We start from the raw sequence: 14,124 nt of genomic DNA, 5'->3' as shown, positions 1-14,124 counted from the left end.
TTATTAATAAATTCTGAAAAACTTCTTATACTCATCCCAAGGCATTAGTTCACACATTCTTATCTGCCTTGCAATCTCTTTGGCTGTCGATAAACCTGTTCCATCTTTTGATAATAAGTTTTTCAACCTTGAAACTTCTTTTAACACTCTTTTTCTCTTAAACTTTTCAAACATTTAATCACCTCATGTTTAAAATATTCATTTTATCCATTACTTTTAGCGTAGTTATAGCCTTTCATCAAGCATATCCTAGATGTTTTGAAGAATATCTCTAATTCATTTAAAGTAAGTTTTCGACCTAATTCTTTTTCAACTTTTTCTCTCGCTTCCTCTTGTAATCTCACACCAACAACCATATCCATGTTTATCACCTCTTGATAAAATTATCCTTTTATCTTAATATCTTAGTTCAATGTCACCATCACCAGTTTCTTCGATAGACTCTATCTCTAGAACGCAATCCACAACAATCTTTTTGTCTTTATTTTCAACTTTCATCAATTCAACAATCAGTTCTTGCACTGTCATTCAGAAGACATCTCCTTTCTAACTTATGGGGATTCTGCTTCCCGTATCCTTCGATTTCTCTTTAATTGATACCCCAGATAAAGCACATTCTTCACTACAAAAATCTGCTGCTTTAAAGAATATAAGCTCCCATCCACAATGTTTACAACTTTTATTCTTAACCAATTAATATCACCTCACAGTTCAAAATTAGCAAATATCCCTATACTACTTACAACCGTAACTTTATCTTCAATATTCAAAGTTTCCACAACATCATTCTCAGAAGCATACTTTCTTAATTGATCAAATCGATCCTTCTCAACATAGTAAACACCACTACCAATCTCTTTAAATACAGAACTTGATTTCTCCTTTAATAGTGCCTAATCTGTTTTATCAAAGTATCTTTTCAGCATTATAGTTCTCTCCTTTGTGTTCTATGTATTTATCTTAAATATGGTGGAATATCTTGCTTCCAATTGCAATCCTCACACACTAGAAACAGTTCAAATTGATCCGCTCTTTTCTCTAATTGTGTTACTAAACTTTTGTGATTTCTCGAATCATTGCCGCAGGTTAAAGGGTGATGATAAATGCTGTTTTGCCACTCATTAACGTACAATCTAATTCTATTTAAATCGCTATAAGAGCCCTTCATGAAATGTCTCCTTGCTTATTCATTGCTTGTTTGTAAATCAATGTCTGGAATAATTGACTCTGGTCTAATAATAACTTTGTAATGAAAAGGATCTTCTTTCTTAGCTTCTAATTGTTCTGCAAAGAAACTCACATTATCGCTTAATCCAAGATAGTGTTTTTTATATTCATCTTCACCAACTTTGCATGTAACCGTCATTCTCAAGTCTGTGTCTCCATTGCCTATGGCACAAAGACCTTCAACAACTAATAAATCCTTATCCGTTATCCCATTGAAAAACACAATTTTTCTTTGTACTTGAAATGAATCTGCTGACTTTGATAAATTTTCAGAAACAGTGTCTGCTTCTGTGCACCCTGCCAAAATAATTGCCATAACTCCAATTAAAACAGTTAATAGTTTTTTCTTCATTCTTATCAACCCTTCGTTTTTGGTTTATAAATTTTTTCCACTATAAAAGATACACATGATGTAGCTAAGGCAACACCTAGAAAAAGTGTAATCACATATAAGAACACACTATCTGAAACAAGATCGATTGCATACACAGCTCCTAAAGGAATACCTATGCCTATAGAACATACTAATGTAATTATCAACCCTATTTTTAATTGTTCTATGCTTCTCACCTCTCAATCCACACTATATATAGACACTTTAATTCAAAACCATCTATATATAGTGTTTATTTTCAAATGAAATCCATGTTTTATCACTCTCAATATCTTAAAACTGTTAGACCTAACAAAATGATATTTAATACGCATATTCCTAAAAACCAGTTAGGAACCCATACCTTTTTTGGTGTTGCAAACAGTACAGCTGCAAACACTAACCATAATAGGATTATAATAAATTTAATGTATAATATATTGAACAACCCCTATATTAATTTATTTTTAATTAAAACAAGCTATTATTTTTACTTAGTTTCTTCGCAATATCTTCATTACTTGGTAAGCTATTAATCAATCTGCCCACTACATTTTTCAAACCATTTAGATCATTTGCCTGTTGGACTTCATTAATAAGGTAGTCTTTAATTGATTGGCTTAACACTTATTTCACCTCATTTTTAATAGTATTTAATACCGACTCTATTGATTCTGAATCTGTTGAAATCTCCTTGAAGGCTATCTTTTCTCTGAAAGATTTAATATCCTGATAAGCAAAAAATTCATCAAAACACTTTTTATATTCTTTTTGCTGTTTCAGTGTCTCTTCAACACTTTCTTTAATTGAGCTAAACGGGATTTTATCTCTTTGTAGTCTTTTTGTAAGCTCTTTTTCATCGTGAATTGTAAAATTGTAAATAAATAACTCATCTGCCAGAGTAGGCAATAGCATACTATAAATTTTAAATATTTTACTAAAATCATAGTCTTTATATAAAGCTGAATAAACCCTCTCTGAAAAGAAAAATCTATCACAAATTATTACTTGATCTTTTATCCCGCTTTTCATCTGTCTAAATAACTCTAACCACGAATCATAATATGTAGTTATCTTATTTAATCCTTCTTCCCCACTCTCATTAAAACCAGTAAAATTGATTAAAGTGCTGTGTGGCAAGTGCTGTCTCAACTGAAAAGATACTGAAGATTTCCCTGTTCCTCTCGCACCTTCTAAAATTATAATTTTGCTCACATTATCACATCCACTTGTTTCAATATGTCCTCTAATTGCTTTTCATGTATTCTATAATACCCATCAGCATACCTATGTTTGGCCAATTGCTCACGAATATCTTTTTTATTTTTAACTTGCTTTATCGTTAATGGCGCTACAACAATAGACCCATCATCCTCAAAGTCTAGTCCAACCATTTCATTTATGTAATCTATTTTGTTGATTCTTGCTATTTCATTAGTTGGTGTATAAACAACTGGTTCATACTCTCTGTAATGGATTATCGAAGAGTCTCTTAATCTCTGAACTTCTTCTTCACGCATTTTTACACTTTCAATTATGTTTTTATCTTTATCAATAATTGATACAATGAAGTCATTAACGTTTAATTTGGGTAACTCTTCAATCTCAGCCAAAAACCCATTATAATGTTTCAAGTCACTGCTTTTAGTGTTTACTACAACAATTTCACCCATTAATCTACCTACCTTTTCTGATTAATTTAACCTTCGTCTGTTTTCTACCGAATTGAATAGCTTCATCATAGGTACCTACAAGTAAATCTAATTTATTACCTTTTATTGCTCCACCCTTATCAAGCACTATGGCCTTAAAAGAGCTTTTCCCAATTGCAACTTCAACAATTGAATATAACGGTAAAACTGAATGGTCACTTGCTATAACCCTCATTCCGTTATAATAAATTGTGTTCTGAACGTTGTATCCTGAGTATGTCTTACCTGTACACCCTTTACAGTTACTGGTATAAGCAGTCACTTCCATATTTAGAATTTCTTCACTAGGGCAATTCCTTTAGCCTTTTATTTGATTCGTTTAACTTTTTCTCTAGGTCAGAAATTTTTACTTCCTTCTCTTTAATGGAAGTATTCAACCTTTCAACTTCATCATTCAGAGTATGTATTTCTCCTTGTTGTTTCTCCAATGTGCTATTCCTTTCAAATAATTCATTGTTAAGTATTTGATTATTTTCAATTAAGCTATTAATTTCATTCTCTCTATTTATAATTATGTTATTCATGGTGTAACCTGTGTAAACATTGGATGTTAATAATCCACCGACTAAAGTAACTGTTAACATAGTTTTCTTTTTCATATTAAACTCTTAAAAATCAAGAGTATCCATCACCTCTCTTTTTATGTTAATTAAATAATAAACTATCTTTCTGATAATTACAATACATTATATTAATTTATTTTCAATTAAATTTCTTTTCTTTCTGTTTTAATTATTAAGTTACCTTCTTGATCAATATTATCAATCATTGCTACTGTGTGCTGATAGATAGAATTCTTGTATTTTCTCGGAATAAACTTATTCCCTCTTCTGAAGCCAGTTATAATTAGCTTATTTCCTCTAGTAAACCAGGATGCTTCTACAACCTCTTTTTTATCTTTTGAGATAGGCTTAGAAAGCTGTTGATTATAATGGGAAAAGGCTCCAGCATAGAATTTGACAGTTACAACACCATCTGTTGTAAGAATAGTAATTTGGTGTTTATTCTTATCCTTATCTAATACTGTTCCCGCAATTCTATTTAACTGAAATTCTTTCCTTGGGATACCTTTAGATACATATTCATTAACCACAATAGGATTTTCTGGTAATTGACTAAATGTGCTTAAACCATACTTTTCTTTATTTATGGCAGCTAACTCATGCTCATGATAATAGAATGAAAGAGAATCCATCTCCCATTTGCTAACTGTCCCATTCATATACTCGTCTAATAATTGGCCATATAATAAAGAGTTGATGTGTTTCAATGTATTCTCTTTACTCATCCAATCTTTCATTTCTTTAATTTTTTCATTGTATTCATCTGTAAATTTTTTCTCAGATATAATTAAAGATCCATCGTCAGAGTATTCAACCACTGACTCATCAGTAAAATATTCTTGAAAGAACTGTTGAGATATATCATCTAATTTGAATAGGCGGTCTTTAGGATTCTTAAGTGTTTTACAGACAAATTGAGATATATACTTCTTATATTTATATAGCCTACCCTCAAAGTGATAGTCTTCAGGTAGAAATTCATTGTTCAATAGCATAGGCATGTTCTGCATATTTAAAGTTTTCTTTGGCTCAAATAGTTTTTGTGCAAACTTCTCCATTATTGATTTGCTATCGCCATATTCCGAAAAACATCCACCTTTAATTAATTGAACCAGTTGACCTTTTTTAACTAACTTAGTTTCAAACATTCGCTCATAGAAATCCTCAAAAGATGAATATGGTCTATGTTTGATAATTAAATTAACAACATCATCGCCTATCCCATTCATCCCTTTTAAGCCAAAGATAATTGAATCATTCTCCAAGTCTGGGGAGAATCCGAATTTTGCTTTATTAATATCTGGTAATGCTACTTTCACACCTCTTTGACGAATATTTCCAATCGCAGCTGCAACTTTTCCATAGTTGGTCGAGTACTTCTTCTTATTTTTAGATTCTTCTTCTGTTGAGTCATCATCATCTTGATCAGACTCTATTCCTCCACTATTGACAGTTAAACAAGCAGTATTCCAATAAAGAGGGTTATATTTAAAAATCAAATTCAATTCTTGTAGCGCAATGACTGTGTAAGCTAAAGTGTGAAGTATTGAAAACGAGTAACCCAGTTGTCGTTTAATTTGCACGTTCCATACATAGTTTAATAGTTGATTTGATGCACCCATCTCTTTACCTTTTTTAAAAAATAATTCTTGTACTTCCTTTAACACATCTGCCTTTTTCTTTGCTATAGACTTACGTAAATAGTTTGACTCTTTAATATCAAAGCCAGATATCTTCTCATCCATTACCATTTGCATTACCACTTCTTGTGTGTCTGCTACTCCATATAGATCTTTTAGATAAGTTTCTAATACTGCTATTTCATCTTTACTTAATCCAGCCTTACCCATTTCCTCATACCACAATGAAATATTGTTTTTATATTTAACAAATGTGTCAACTGGTTGCTCATCACCATCTGACATCAATCTCATTAGAGAGTTAGTTACAGCTGCTTCAAGCAATGACTTAGGCTTAACCTTGGTGACTGACTGTAATCCAATGTCTGTGGAAAATTGAAATAGATCCATTACTTCCCCTTTACCAACCATTTCCCATATCTTTGGATTATCATAGTCAAGTGTGTCTGGATGAATATATTTTTTATAGGTTTTTCTAATACTTCCTTGCCATTCAATTTCGTTATGTTCTAAAAGTTGATCAAGGGTTACACGTATCTTATCAAGTCCTTCAATTGTTAAAAGATCGAATTTTATATTCCCCATTGCTTCAGCATCACCCATGTTAAACTGAGTAATATTAGCACCTTTTGGTGTTTTCATTAACGCACTCGTCTTTACATAATGCTCATTAAAAATAAATATTCCACCTGCATGACTTGACCTTTTATTAACCAAACCCTCTATTTTTAAAGCAGTCTCTTTTAAATAAGGATACTTATCCACTTCTCGTATAAATTCTTTAATTGGCTTTCTTTCTTTTTCTTCATGGCCATTAAAACAGTCATTTAGTGACCAGTTAGAACCACGCTCAAAAGGTATCATTCCTGCCAAATACAAGCCAACATCACTGTCTATTCCTAATCCTCTACATGCAGTCTGTATAGCTGATTTAGAACCCTCAGTTCCAAAGGTGGCTATTTGTAATACTCTATCTTCACCAAAATGTTTCTTTAGTGCTCCTATAATTCTATTTCTCTTTGATCCTTCTGTATCAATGTCAATCAGTGATACCCTCCCTTTCGAGATACTTTAACACTCTGTAAAAGTGGGCTTAGACTATATCTTCATCTCTGTAAGACAGGATGGCTGGCGCTTCGCAAATAGGACTTTCACCTATTCACTACGGGACATTACCCTAGTCGTTACACCTTCTTTACCGAGTATCTCACGACATTTCAGCAAAGCTTGGCACGGTATTACCATATTAATTTATTCTTAACTTAGGCTTCCACCGTTAGCGTTCCTCCTGTAGAACACACCCTGCAATTACAGGTTCACCAGCTAGTAATCTATAATGTTACCACTATAGACGACTAAGTAATATACGTTTTTGAGTAATTCTCAAAGTTTAAGTCCTTAAGAGAAGTATACCTTTCATATTTTCGTTTAAGGAATACTTTAGAGTCTTTATAGATGAAATCCAATAATCTTTCAACTTGTTTGTTCCCTGCTATTATTAAAGTCCAATTATTAATATTGTTCTTATGTCGCTTCATCAATTTTAAGTTTAGATCCAAGCTACCTTGTATCCCACTTAAAAATTCTCTAGTTCCACAAAAACTCAGCTGAAATTTGTTTGTTCTAGGTTTGACTATTGATCCATCTCCATCCATGTAGCCTCTAATGAAGTGGTTAACTAGTTTTTGGGGTACTTTTTCACTTGTCGGGAATGAAAGGATTTCAGTTTTCCTTGGTAAAACCCCCAAAGCAATTAAATCTGAAACAATCTTATGAGAAGTAATGACTATCTTGCAATATGTAGTTTGCTCATTATAAGGAGTTTTATGTGTATACACCTTGATATTGTGAGTTGAATCAATGGCAGATTTGAACTTTTCAAGGTGTTCTATATCGTGCATACTTAAAGCTATCCCCAATTTCCCAGTTTTGTATTTTTCATCTGTTATTACATACCCATCTGCATAAATAAAACCAAGCCAGTATGCCTTATCTTCAGTATCAATCACCTCAAAGAAATTTTCATTGCAACTGTATTTAAAATATGACACCTTGACTCCGTTTTCTTTTAGTAGCTTACTTATCTTTTTTCTGTCGTTTTCATTCCCCGTTATCTGTATCGCAATTTGCTTAAGTGTTGCACCATTTTCGTACATTTCTTTTATCTCTACTATTCTATCTGTTAACAAACATATCTCACCTCCTTTAAAATACTATTATTAATTTATTTTTTAAACGTATATTACTTGATCAGGAAAATCTGGTCTTGATTTATGTATATGTCTCCAATGGGGTAAATCATATGTCATTGGATTAATTTGAGTTATGTCTAACAAATAAGTAATAAGGAAACCTGCTGCACTTCCCCTTGCTGCGCCTACTAAACTATTTCCTCCACACTCATCATCCCAAATAATATTAATAATCTCCCTAGTTGTAACATAATAAGATGGCATTGATTGATTTAGCTTCTGACTGATTTCCCATAGTTCACCAAGTTCCACATTTAATCTTGATAGAATACTATGAAATTCTTCTGAAGATAAATCTTTCCTCATTAACTTCTCTTCAAATCCTTCTTCTAAAAGTTTCAGCAAGTATCTGTCTTGATCATTTTCTGAATAAGCTACTTTCTTAATGTATTCATATTTATCATAAGCTGGTTGAAAAGTATGTCTTAATTCAAACTCAGGCAAATCAATCTTAGGGATAATTGGATCATGTTCAATTGTATAATCCTGAATCATATCTCCAATCAATAGTGTATTATTAATTGCATCTTCAATTACTTCTTTTTCTAGATAGTCCATATTGATATAGATTTCTTCTTCTGTATGAAGAAAGCAAGCTGAATAGAAATCATCTACTTCTCTTTCTCCATCTTTAGCGTTTAAAAATGCTCTATGTACTACTCTATCCTCTGGTCTTAGATAATGAGTATCAGTTGTAACGATGTGTTTTAATCCATAAAACTTGGCAATGGCTAAAAGCTTATGATTGCAATATATCTGCTCTTCTGATAAAGCAGGTTGCAACTCTATAAAGAAATTTTCTTTACCAAACACATCAATACACCAAGTTAAAAAGTGATGTAATGCCTCCCTATGATAATTAACTCTTTCTTCATTCCCTTGTTCCTCAAAGTCTCTGATAGATAGTAAATGTATATTCACTTCTGATCCTAAACACGCTGAACTCGCTATTAAGTGGCCAGGATCTTGTTTAACAACTGCCTCAAGATACCCTTTAACAGTAGGTGTTCTTTCCATTGTTCCAGTGTAGAAGCTATTATTCCATGCATGAGATGATAACATTCTTAATTGTTCATGTCCTACTTCATCCTTTGCCAAAAGAAGAAAGTGGGGAAACTTAGTCTCCCCTGATTTATAATTGTCTTTTACTTCTTCCATAGAATTAACTAGATATATTTCGTTACCTAAAATTAGCTTAAAATCATGGTCTAGCTTTTTTTCATCCTTTAATTCTCTTGTAAGTTTAATTGCTTCAAGGTGTGATGATAAGGTTTCATGATCGGTTATAGCAACACCCTTGTATCCTAATTCAGCCGCAGTTTTAATTAGATCTTTTGTTCTGTTTGTTGAATCCAGTAATCTAAAATTGGATTTATCGGTGTGATTATGACAAGATATTCCTACACACACATTATGCACCTACTTTCTAGAAAACAAATTTTTTCTTCTTTGCTTGTGTTACTTCATAATCTTCAATTACTATCTGAGGTATCACTTCACCGTTCCACTCATTAACAGCACCTTTGCCAATGATGTCAATAAATAGCCTTTCCCCTTTTCCTTTTAACTCGTGCCATTCTTCTTCTCTTGTAAAAAACTTTATGTATTCAATACCATTGATTACAAACTTTAGCGTTTTAGATGTTTTACCATTTAAGTAAATCTCTTCAGAATTAACCTCAACATCTTTTATTGCAATAAGTGGCTCATGTACTCCATTTGACCATGTATCTTTACATTTGCTTATTTCCAATATAAATGTCTTACTCAGTGACTTTGTGGTAAAAATAAAGTCAACATCATAGTAAATTTCATTACTAATATTCTTAAGTTTTTCATTGATAATATTATTAACCTCAATCATATTTTCTGGTTTAATTTGAAATCCTGCTGCATTCGCATGACCTTCGACAAAATCAAACTTTCCAACATCAATAAGAAAAGATTTTAAATCCGTTAGTTCCCCTTTATCATTCCCTCTCAATGATCCAGTGAGCGCTTGTTTTTCAGTATTATATCTAAACAAAAGCGTTCCTCTTTGATATTCATCTTTTAATTTATTTGCAACTAAACCTGTAAGATTTTTATCTAAAATGTTAGTCACGTCTACGATTAAAAGCTTATTCATTAATAGCCCTTTTTCTTCAATCTTTTCCTTGATCAGTGGAATACTTGTATCTCTCATTTTAGTTTGCTTATTCTTTACGTTCCCTAGCATTCTAGCAGTATTAACCTCAATCGGCTCATATTCCTTTTTTCTCTTGTAATAGATTAGTTCATCGGACTCTAGCAAAGCTTTCATTAATTGAGTTTTTTCTTCCATTGTTCCTACTCGTATGCATGCATTGATAAGTGGGTTAATATAAAACTCAGTGTTCTTTATATTGACAATACCTTTAGTTGGATAAGCTTGTTTTTCATATAATGCAACTAATAGCTTATTCTTTAAATTCTTTAATCCCTTATCGACAAAATATCTGGTTTCTAATGACCTCATATCTTGACTATCTGCAATATTCCCTATTGCCACCAAGTCCAAATAGTTGTCAGCATAATTTAATCCAAGTTTCTCATCTAAGGCCTTGCAAAATTTATATACAATACCTACTCCTGAAAACTGTTTATTCTCATATTCAGGGGATAGTTGACTATTCACAACGATTGCATCTTTAGACTCTTCATCACATTCATGATGATCTAATACAATAACATCCATACCCATTTCTTTTAACTTCTTATGTTCTTCAAATTGGCTACTTCCTGCATCTGGGATAATTACTAAGCTCGTGTTATTAGGTACAGTGTCTACTATTACTCCATGTTCTTTTCCTTCGTGGAGCCTCCATTTAATTTTCACTGATGGAAAAGCTTTAGATAGATATTTAATTAATAGTGTAGCACTTGTATACCCATCTGGGGATCGCTGTCGACTTGTACAAACAGCTCACCACCTTTTTCAATGTGTTTTACAATCTTTTCAACAGCTTTATTAATATTAACTAATTTTGAATAATGGATGATGTGTTCATCCGATAGTTTGAAAAACTTTTTTATGTCTTGAATCCCTCTGTTTTCTAATATAGTATCAATTGGTTTAGTAAAGTTATTCTTTCCGATTAATTTATAATTCATTTTCCACTCCCTCAATTGTTCCTATTTCATACTTGTTTCTAAGTAATTCTTCCAATACATCTTTCCCTTTATCACATGGACTTTCTTTATAATCTAATAGATTCATATCATCCCAAACTATGTAAGTTCTAACATAAGGAGTAAACTTAGATGCAAATTTCAAAAGTGTTTTCTGGTAAGATTCTATGGCTGCCTCATACTTTTCATCTGTCTCATCTTCTTTCTGTGCTCTAAATTTATCCTGGCAAATAATAACCTCTTCCACACCTAAAGAAAGAAGAATGTTTCTGTGCATATCAGTAATCTGACTAGAACAGGAAGCGACTGAAAAATTGTTGTCTCTATAATAATCCTCACACTTTAATACAGATTTCTCGCCTTCAAATATCACTGCTTTTCTCAGCCTACTTATAGCATCTTTTGTTTTATTGAGACCATATAAATTAAGCATAATTTGATGATTGTACAATCTATTTTCAATTGTTAATGGCATATACTTCTTACCAGCATCTATATCTTCTTGAAGCATCGCCCTACCTCGAATACCAATAAGTCTATTATTAATATCATAGTGAGGAATAACGATTCTTTCCCCTTTTAGATAGTAAGAAATATTAAATTTCTGTTGTGTTTCATAAGATATTCCTTCATCTAACCAAGCTTCATGAGGATAAGGTAAAAACAGATCCATCACTCTTGAATCATATTCAGGCAATGTTTTAATCTGCCTATCCTTTATGTGTTTAATTTTATTTATCCAGTTCCAATCATCTATAATGTCATTACTAATCTTTATTGAAGATGAGAAACCAAACCCTTTATTGGTTAGTCTGGCTACATATTCAACAGCCTTATTTAACGAATACTTATACCCTTGGTTCTCTTTTGCTCCTATCACAACATCATATATATCCATATTTCTTGAGCAATCTGTATAACAATGAAAGGTTTTACTTTCATGATAATAGTAAAGCTTATGTTTATGTCCTCCATGGCAAACTGTTTGATACTGATTGCCTTGAAATGGTTCTTTGCTTCCTAAATCTATTAATATCTTATGTACTTCTTCTTGTGTTAAGCTCTCTCGAATTTTGTCTTTATCGTATCTCAAATGGGGCTAACCCCCTTAGAACACAAACTTAGTGTCATCTTTTTGTTTTGGTTTACTCTTTATTTCCGTTGGTTCAATATCTTCGATCAATGTACAATCATTTTTAGTAACAAAACATTCATCTATTCTCATGGTATCGTAATCTACATGCAGCCATATCTTAACTGGTTTGTATTTTGTCATTCTGTTTTTATATACGTGATATACGATATTTGGAGTTTTATAGAAACCATTTCTTAAAATAGGCTCAATAGATTCTAAATCTTTTTGAGTTACTTCAAATGCAATCATTGCTTTTTGTATCTTATCCGCTAAACTTTTTGCTCCTCTGAGTAAATTCTGATCACCATCTCGTACATTTTTCCATTCTCCATTTAATTGTGATGAAGTAGAAATAAATACATTGTACCTTTCAGCAATCTCAACTAAACGAAACATAAACATGTAAAGAACCATATCTTCACGCATGCTCATACCTTTAGACATATTGGCCATTTCTTCAAGAATCTGAACACTTATATGAATATAGTCAAAGAAGATATATTGAGTTTTATTTTCTACAATATGTGTCTTTATAACTGTTTCAATTAGTTGCGTATTAAAATTAGGAATATATTCAATCCACAAGTTTGATCGCCCTAGAACTTCAATAGCCTTATCTACTCTTTCATACTCTTCATCTGTACATATTCCATCCTTAATGGATGATTCAGGCACACCAGAAATATAAGCTAATATTGTTGGTTGTAGTAAATCAGCATCCATCTCTGTGCTAATGTATAAAACATCTTCTAAATTATTTCTCTCTATCCATTTTCCTAACTTCAAATCATAAATCTCATCAACAGCTAAGTCTGTAGCTTCAGCTAAGGCCAACCTCGTTTTACCTGTATTCTGTGGAGCAGATCTCAATGTAACTGTTTTTAACTTTGCTCCTCTAAATATTGTATTTTGGAGGTTTCCAATTAAAGAAACTCCAAAGTCTGGCTCTGCTTTATAGCTCTCAACTAAAGCTTTTGCTCCCTTTGCTGCATGTTGTGTTTTCTTGCTATTGTCTGTAAGGAACATGTTTCTAATATCTAATTGTTTTCTTTCGAATATTTCAATTATTTCTTCGATTGTTATCCTATCAAACTCTTCAACCATTTTTTCTTTCTCGACTGGATTGATAACTGAATCATCATATACACCTTTTATATCAAATCCCTGTCTCTCGTATTCTCTAAGTAAGCTAAACTTCTTCAGTCTAGTGAAGCTATAGTCAAAATTCCTAATATGTGCATTCTCTAATGCTGTATGTAAATATTCTATACCGTCATTATCATTAAAAGTTTTATATTGTATTTCATATGAACTTAGGAATGAATCCACCATCAATAGGTCAATTTCATCTATACCCTGTTCCTTCAAATTGTTAATTGCAGCAAATATAATCATATAAAAAGAGGATTCACCTTCAACATAAAAATCCTCTTTTGTTAATCGATACCTCTCTTCTTCCAGTAGTGAAGGCTTTTTCATTACATTTCCTAGCACTTGCATTATAGATCTTTTATCAATAAGACTCATTCTTCACCTCTCCTACAATGAAGTAATATCTATTTTGTGTATTTTTGATGTGTAGTTAAAAGTAGGTGATTGGACTTCAACAACTCTTGTTTTCTTAGGAGTAGTATTTTCCACACTCTCTTCTACCTTTGACAATTGAATATAATGTTTCTTTGCATCCTCATAAACGAATGGTATGATGCCTATTCCAGCACCTTCAACAACACTATTTCCTAAAGTGTCATGAAAGTATCTCAGTGCTAATTCCATGCCTTTTAATTTGTATTTATAATCCGTTTGAAAATCCTTAATCTGTTTCAACATCATACCTGTTGGAGCATCCATCTTATATAAGTTACATACATAGCTTAATAATTCTTCTCTGTGTGTTTTTTCTTGATTCCATTCTTCAAAACATTCCACATGATAATAACGTTTTTTGTATTCATAAGACTCATCTTTATCTAGTTTTCTTTCACAATATGGACATTTTACTTGTCTGCCCATAGCTTCACCTCACTTATAGAAGAAGGGAATAAGACACGCCTATTCCCAATATTAAACTT

The 14,124-nt window shown here is 32.0% G+C and carries 19 protein-coding genes and 1 pseudogene; all 20 read right to left on the bottom strand.

What is annotated here, in order from left to right; all coding sequences use genetic code 11:
- Positions 1-3 precede the first annotated feature (3 nt).
- Positions 4-174, bottom strand: coding sequence for a hypothetical protein (locus LCM23_RS13160; protein WP_224937377.1), 171 nt, complete (start codon positions 172-174; stop codon positions 4-6).
- A gap of 29 nt (positions 175-203) precedes the next feature.
- On the bottom strand, positions 204-362 hold the full coding sequence (locus tag LCM23_RS13155) for a hypothetical protein (RefSeq protein ID WP_224937376.1): 159 nt from the start codon (positions 360-362) through the stop codon (positions 204-206).
- Between the two features lie 34 nt (positions 363-396).
- Positions 397-528, bottom strand: a complete 132-nt coding sequence (locus tag LCM23_RS25915) for a hypothetical protein (protein ID WP_263624234.1) — start codon at positions 526-528, stop codon at positions 397-399.
- Positions 529-546: 18 nt separating this feature from the next.
- The gene (locus tag LCM23_RS13150; protein WP_224937375.1) at positions 547-693 is read right to left on the bottom strand and encodes a hypothetical protein; all 147 of its coding nucleotides are present in this window, start codon (positions 691-693) and stop codon (positions 547-549) included.
- Between the two features lie 262 nt (positions 694-955).
- Positions 956-1,168 (bottom strand): hypothetical protein, encoded by a 213-nt coding sequence (locus tag LCM23_RS13145; RefSeq protein ID WP_224937374.1) that lies wholly within the window; start codon positions 1,166-1,168, stop codon positions 956-958.
- Between the two features lie 15 nt (positions 1,169-1,183).
- Complete coding sequence (locus tag LCM23_RS13140; RefSeq protein WP_224937373.1) at positions 1,184-1,579, bottom strand: beta-sandwich lipoprotein; 396 nt, start codon at positions 1,577-1,579, stop codon at positions 1,184-1,186.
- 5 nt (positions 1,580-1,584) lie between these two features.
- On the bottom strand, positions 1,585-1,797 hold the full coding sequence (locus LCM23_RS13135; protein ID WP_224937372.1) for a hypothetical protein: 213 nt from the start codon (positions 1,795-1,797) through the stop codon (positions 1,585-1,587).
- Between the two features lie 274 nt (positions 1,798-2,071).
- Complete coding sequence (locus LCM23_RS13130) at positions 2,072-2,227, bottom strand: hypothetical protein (RefSeq protein ID WP_224937371.1); 156 nt, start codon at positions 2,225-2,227, stop codon at positions 2,072-2,074.
- Positions 2,228-2,815 (bottom strand): nucleoside/nucleotide kinase family protein, encoded by a 588-nt coding sequence (locus LCM23_RS13125; protein ID WP_224937370.1) that lies wholly within the window; start codon positions 2,813-2,815, stop codon positions 2,228-2,230.
- Positions 2,812-3,273 carry a hypothetical protein gene (locus LCM23_RS13120; RefSeq protein WP_224937369.1) on the bottom strand — a complete coding sequence of 154 codons (462 nt, stop codon included), beginning with the start codon at positions 3,271-3,273 and terminating at the stop codon, positions 2,812-2,814. The genes LCM23_RS13125 and LCM23_RS13120 overlap by 4 nt, the downstream gene beginning before the upstream one ends.
- A 4-nt stretch (positions 3,274-3,277) precedes the next feature.
- Positions 3,278-3,580, bottom strand: coding sequence for a 3D domain-containing protein (locus LCM23_RS13115; RefSeq protein ID WP_224937368.1), 303 nt, complete (start codon positions 3,578-3,580; stop codon positions 3,278-3,280).
- Positions 3,581-3,596: 16 nt separating this feature from the next.
- Positions 3,597-3,911, bottom strand: a complete 315-nt coding sequence (locus LCM23_RS13110; protein ID WP_224937367.1) for a coiled-coil domain-containing protein — start codon at positions 3,909-3,911, stop codon at positions 3,597-3,599.
- Between the two features lie 107 nt (positions 3,912-4,018).
- Positions 4,019-6,553 (bottom strand): helix-hairpin-helix domain-containing protein, encoded by a 2,535-nt coding sequence (locus tag LCM23_RS13105; protein WP_224937641.1) that lies wholly within the window; start codon positions 6,551-6,553, stop codon positions 4,019-4,021.
- A 317-nt stretch (positions 6,554-6,870) separates the two neighbouring features.
- Positions 6,871-7,704: an LAGLIDADG family homing endonuclease gene (locus LCM23_RS13100; protein WP_224937366.1), complete on the bottom strand. Its 834-nt coding sequence runs from the start codon at positions 7,702-7,704 to the stop codon at positions 6,871-6,873.
- 60 nt (positions 7,705-7,764) lie between these two features.
- Positions 7,765-9,177: pseudogene (locus LCM23_RS26085) on the bottom strand (PHP domain-containing protein); the annotation flags it as partial.
- 16 nt (positions 9,178-9,193) lie between these two features.
- Positions 9,194-10,654: a DHH family phosphoesterase gene (locus tag LCM23_RS26080; protein ID WP_224937640.1), complete on the bottom strand. Its 1,461-nt coding sequence runs from the start codon at positions 10,652-10,654 to the stop codon at positions 9,194-9,196.
- Positions 10,654-10,899 carry a hypothetical protein gene (locus tag LCM23_RS13085; protein ID WP_224937364.1) on the bottom strand — a complete coding sequence of 82 codons (246 nt, stop codon included), beginning with the start codon at positions 10,897-10,899 and terminating at the stop codon, positions 10,654-10,656. Before LCM23_RS13085 ends, LCM23_RS26080 begins: the two co-directional genes overlap by 1 nt.
- Positions 10,889-12,010, bottom strand: coding sequence for a hypothetical protein (locus LCM23_RS13080; protein ID WP_224937363.1), 1,122 nt, complete (start codon positions 12,008-12,010; stop codon positions 10,889-10,891). Before LCM23_RS13080 ends, LCM23_RS13085 begins: the two co-directional genes overlap by 11 nt.
- Before the next feature lie 15 nt (positions 12,011-12,025).
- Positions 12,026-13,579 carry a DnaB-like helicase C-terminal domain-containing protein gene (locus tag LCM23_RS13075; RefSeq protein WP_224937362.1) on the bottom strand — a complete coding sequence of 518 codons (1,554 nt, stop codon included), beginning with the start codon at positions 13,577-13,579 and terminating at the stop codon, positions 12,026-12,028.
- A 12-nt stretch (positions 13,580-13,591) separates the two neighbouring features.
- On the bottom strand, positions 13,592-14,065 hold the full coding sequence (locus LCM23_RS13070; protein ID WP_224937361.1) for a hypothetical protein: 474 nt from the start codon (positions 14,063-14,065) through the stop codon (positions 13,592-13,594).
- Between the last annotated feature and the right edge of the window lie 59 nt (positions 14,066-14,124).

This window comes from Cytobacillus kochii, from assembly GCF_020171845.1.
Lineage (GTDB): Bacteria > Bacillota > Bacilli > Bacillales > Cytobacillaceae > Cytobacillus > Cytobacillus kochii.
Note: the sequence above shows the minus strand (reverse complement) of the source record. Positions and strands in the feature narration are given on the sequence as shown.

Bases quoted from the DNA above. Each gene is read 5' to 3' on its own strand.
- LCM23_RS13155 (WP_224937376.1), bottom strand. From the start codon at position 362: ATGGATATGGTTGTTGGTGTGAGATTACAAGAGGAAGCGAGAGAAAAA.
- LCM23_RS13160 (WP_224937377.1), bottom strand. From the start codon at position 174: ATGTTTGAAAAGTTTAAGAGAAAAAGAGTGTTAAAAGAAGTTTCAAGG.
- LCM23_RS13140 (WP_224937373.1), bottom strand. From the start codon at position 1,579: ATGAAGAAAAAACTATTAACTGTTTTAATTGGAGTTATGGCAATTATT.
- LCM23_RS13110 (WP_224937367.1), bottom strand. From the start codon at position 3,911: ATGAAAAAGAAAACTATGTTAACAGTTACTTTAGTCGGTGGATTATTA.
- LCM23_RS25915 (WP_263624234.1), bottom strand. From the start codon at position 528: ATGACAGTGCAAGAACTGATTGTTGAATTGATGAAAGTTGAAAATAAA.
- LCM23_RS13085 (WP_224937364.1), bottom strand. From the start codon at position 10,899: ATGAATTATAAATTAATCGGAAAGAATAACTTTACTAAACCAATTGAT.
- LCM23_RS13075 (WP_224937362.1), bottom strand. From the start codon at position 13,579: ATGAGTCTTATTGATAAAAGATCTATAATGCAAGTGCTAGGAAATGTA.
- LCM23_RS13145 (WP_224937374.1), bottom strand. From the start codon at position 1,168: ATGAAGGGCTCTTATAGCGATTTAAATAGAATTAGATTGTACGTTAAT.
- LCM23_RS13070 (WP_224937361.1), bottom strand. From the start codon at position 14,065: ATGGGCAGACAAGTAAAATGTCCATATTGTGAAAGAAAACTAGATAAA.
- LCM23_RS13115 (WP_224937368.1), bottom strand. From the start codon at position 3,580: ATGGAAGTGACTGCTTATACCAGTAACTGTAAAGGGTGTACAGGTAAG.
- LCM23_RS13120 (WP_224937369.1), bottom strand. From the start codon at position 3,273: ATGGGTGAAATTGTTGTAGTAAACACTAAAAGCAGTGACTTGAAACAT.